This window comes from Pseudoxanthomonas sp. LjRoot204_2, assembly GCF_056175765.1.
In genome coordinates this window covers 1-2,821 of sequence record NZ_JBGFFG010000423.1, presented here as the reverse complement: position 1 = coordinate 2,821, position 2,821 = coordinate 1, and the positions used below count along the sequence as shown (strand labels likewise).

Below are 2,821 nucleotides of genomic sequence, written 5' to 3'. Positions count from 1 at the left end.
CCCACCACGCTCGCGACCATGACGGTCACCGCGCAGAAGCGCGAGGAGGCCATGCAGGACGTGCCGATCGCGATCACCGCGGTGTCCGAGCAATTGCTGCAGGACACCGGCGTGCGCGACATCAAGGACCTGCAGGTCCTGGTGCCTGGCTTGACCGTGACCAGCACCCAGAGCGAGGCCATCACCACAGCGCGTATCCGCGGCATCGGTACCGTCGGCGACAATGTCGGCCTGGAATCGTCGGTGGGCGTGGTGATCGATGGCGTGTACCGCCCCCGCAACAGCGTCGGCTTTGGCGACCTCGGCCAGCTGGAGCGCATCGAAGTCCTGAAGGGCCCGCAGGGCACCGTGTTCGGCAAGAACACCTCTGCCGGCGTCATCAACGTGGTCACACGCCGTCCCAGCTATACGCAGAGCGCGGAAGGCGAGATCACGCTCGGCAACTACAACGCCATCGGCGTGTCGGGCGCGTACAACGACGCATTAGGCGAAGTGGGTGCGTTCAACATCTACGCTGCCAAGCGCAAGCGCGACGGCTGGATGGATGTGCGCACGGGTGCCGGCCCGCGTCGCGAGACCGACGACAACGATCAGAACTTCCACACCGTGCGCGGCAAGGTGCTGCTGGAGCCGACCGAGAACCTGGAAATCATGCTGTCCGGCGATTTCACCAGCCGCGAGGAAAACTGCTGCGCGGCGGTACAGACGACCGTCGGTGCGACGGCCGCCATCCTCAACCGGCTGGTCGGCGGCCAGGCCGTGGCCGCGCCGGGCGACGACCCGTTCAACCGCGTGGCCTACAGCAACCGGCCGACCACCCAGGACATCAAGGAGAATGGTGTTGCCGTCGAAGTGAACTGGGACTCGTCCTGGTTCGGCGGCGCCACGCTGACCTCGATCACCGCACAGCGCGAATGGCAGGCGATCAACGGCCTCGACTACGACTTCAGCACGGCCGACATCCTGTACCGCGTGGCGGACAAGGACGAGTCGTTCACCGGTTTCAAGACCTTCAGCCAGGAATTCCGCCTGACCGGCGCGACCGATCGCATCGACTGGATGGTCGGCGCGTTCTATACCGACGAAGACCTGGATCGCACAGAGACCTATCGCATCGGTCCGCACTACGAGCCCTACCTGTCGGTCGCGCTGCTGTCGATCATCAATCCCGCGCTGGGCACCTCGCCGACCGCGCCGCTGTTCCTCTCGCAGGCTACCGGTCGCCCGTTCGGCACGGTGTTCGCCGGCCTGGGTGCGCTGGATAATTACCAGCAGAGCGCGAAGAGCACGGCGCTGTTCACCAACAACACGTGGCATGCCACCGATGCCCTCGACCTGACGCTGGGCCTGCGCTACACGCGCGAGAAGAAGACGCTGATTTCGAATTACAGCAATCCGAACGGCGGTGCGGGCTGCGGTTCCATGCTGGCCAATCCCGCGCAGGTCGTCGCCGCCCTGGTGGCGCGCGGCCTGACGGTGGCGCAGGCCAGCGCCGCCGCCCCCACGGTGGTCGGATACGGCTGCCTGCCCTGGGCCAATCCGCTGCACAACGCACCGTCGCGCGACACGGTGCAGAGCCGCGAGGAGAAGGAGTGGTCCGGCACGCTCAAGGCCGCCTACCGCTGGAACGACAACGTGATGACGTACGGTTCGTTCGCACGCGGCTACAAGGGCGGCGGCTTCAACCTCGACCGCGTGCAGTCGTCGAACGGCCTGAGCAGCGGCAGTGCGAACGGCATCCAGCCTGTCCTGGACACCTCCTTCGGCGGTGAGTTCGTCGACAGCTACGAGCTGGGCGCCAAGACCACCTGGCTCGACGGCAACCTGTTGTTGAACGCCACCCTGTTCCATCAGAAGTACGAGGACTTCCAGCTCAACAGCTTCCTGGGTACGAGCTTCGTGGTGCGCTCGATCCCGGAAGTCACCTCGCAGGGTCTGGATGCCGAACTGATGTGGCAGCCCAAGTCGATACGCGGTCTGATGCTGCAGAGTGGCCTGATGTATGCCGACACCACCTACGGYGACAACATCCCCGGCGGCGACTTCGTTTCGCCGACCGGCGCACTGTACAAGCTGCCCGGTGCGCAGATGAGCTTCGCTCCGAAGTGGTCCGGTTCGGCATCGGTGACGTATGAATGGGATGTGGGCAGCCTGATGGCGCGCTTCRACATCGGTGCCAAGTACGTGTCCGAGTACAACACCGGTTCCGACCTCGACCCGGAGAAGATGCAGGGCGCGTACACGGTCGCCAACGCGCGCTTCGGCATCGGCGCGCAGGACCAGCGCTGGATGCTCGAGTTCTGGGGCACCAACATCACCGACGAGGAATACRTGCAGGTCGGTTTCGACGGTCCGCTGCAGAACGTCTCGCCGGCCCCGAACAATCCCTTCAACACCTTCAACGCGTTCCTCGGTGCGCCCCGCATGTACGGCGTGACCTTCCGCGTCCGCTACTGATCCCCTTCGCACAATGTGGCGAGCGGCCCGCCCCCTGGCGGGCCGTTTTCTTGTGTGCCCGACGGGCGACAGCGCGCGGCAAATCGGCTACAACACGACAGTCCCCCGTCGGAACCGATGATGTCAGCCCCCACCGATGAAGAACTGCGCGCCCTGGCCCATCAGGTCGGCGAACTCCTGCGGCAGGACCGCGATCACCTGGTCACGGCGGAAAGCTGCACGGGAGGCTGGATCGCCAAGTGCGTGACCGATATCGCGGGCTCGTCGGACTGGTTCGACTGCGGCCTGGCCGCCTACAGCTACGAAGCCAAGCAGGCCCTGCTGGGCGTGCGGCCGCAGACGCTTGAAACGCACGGCGCCGTCA

At 65.5% G+C, this 2,821-nt stretch carries 2 protein-coding genes; both read left to right on the top strand.

From position 1 onward, the window contains the following. Positions 1 to 2,457 (top strand): TonB-dependent receptor (locus AC04L7_RS15900; RefSeq protein WP_475513387.1); only part of this gene is annotated, 2,457 nt, incomplete at its 5' end. Positions 2,458 to 2,577: 120 nt separating this feature from the next. Beyond that, positions 2,578 to 2,821 (top strand): CinA family protein (locus AC04L7_RS15895; RefSeq protein WP_475513386.1); only part of this gene is annotated, 244 nt, incomplete at its 3' end.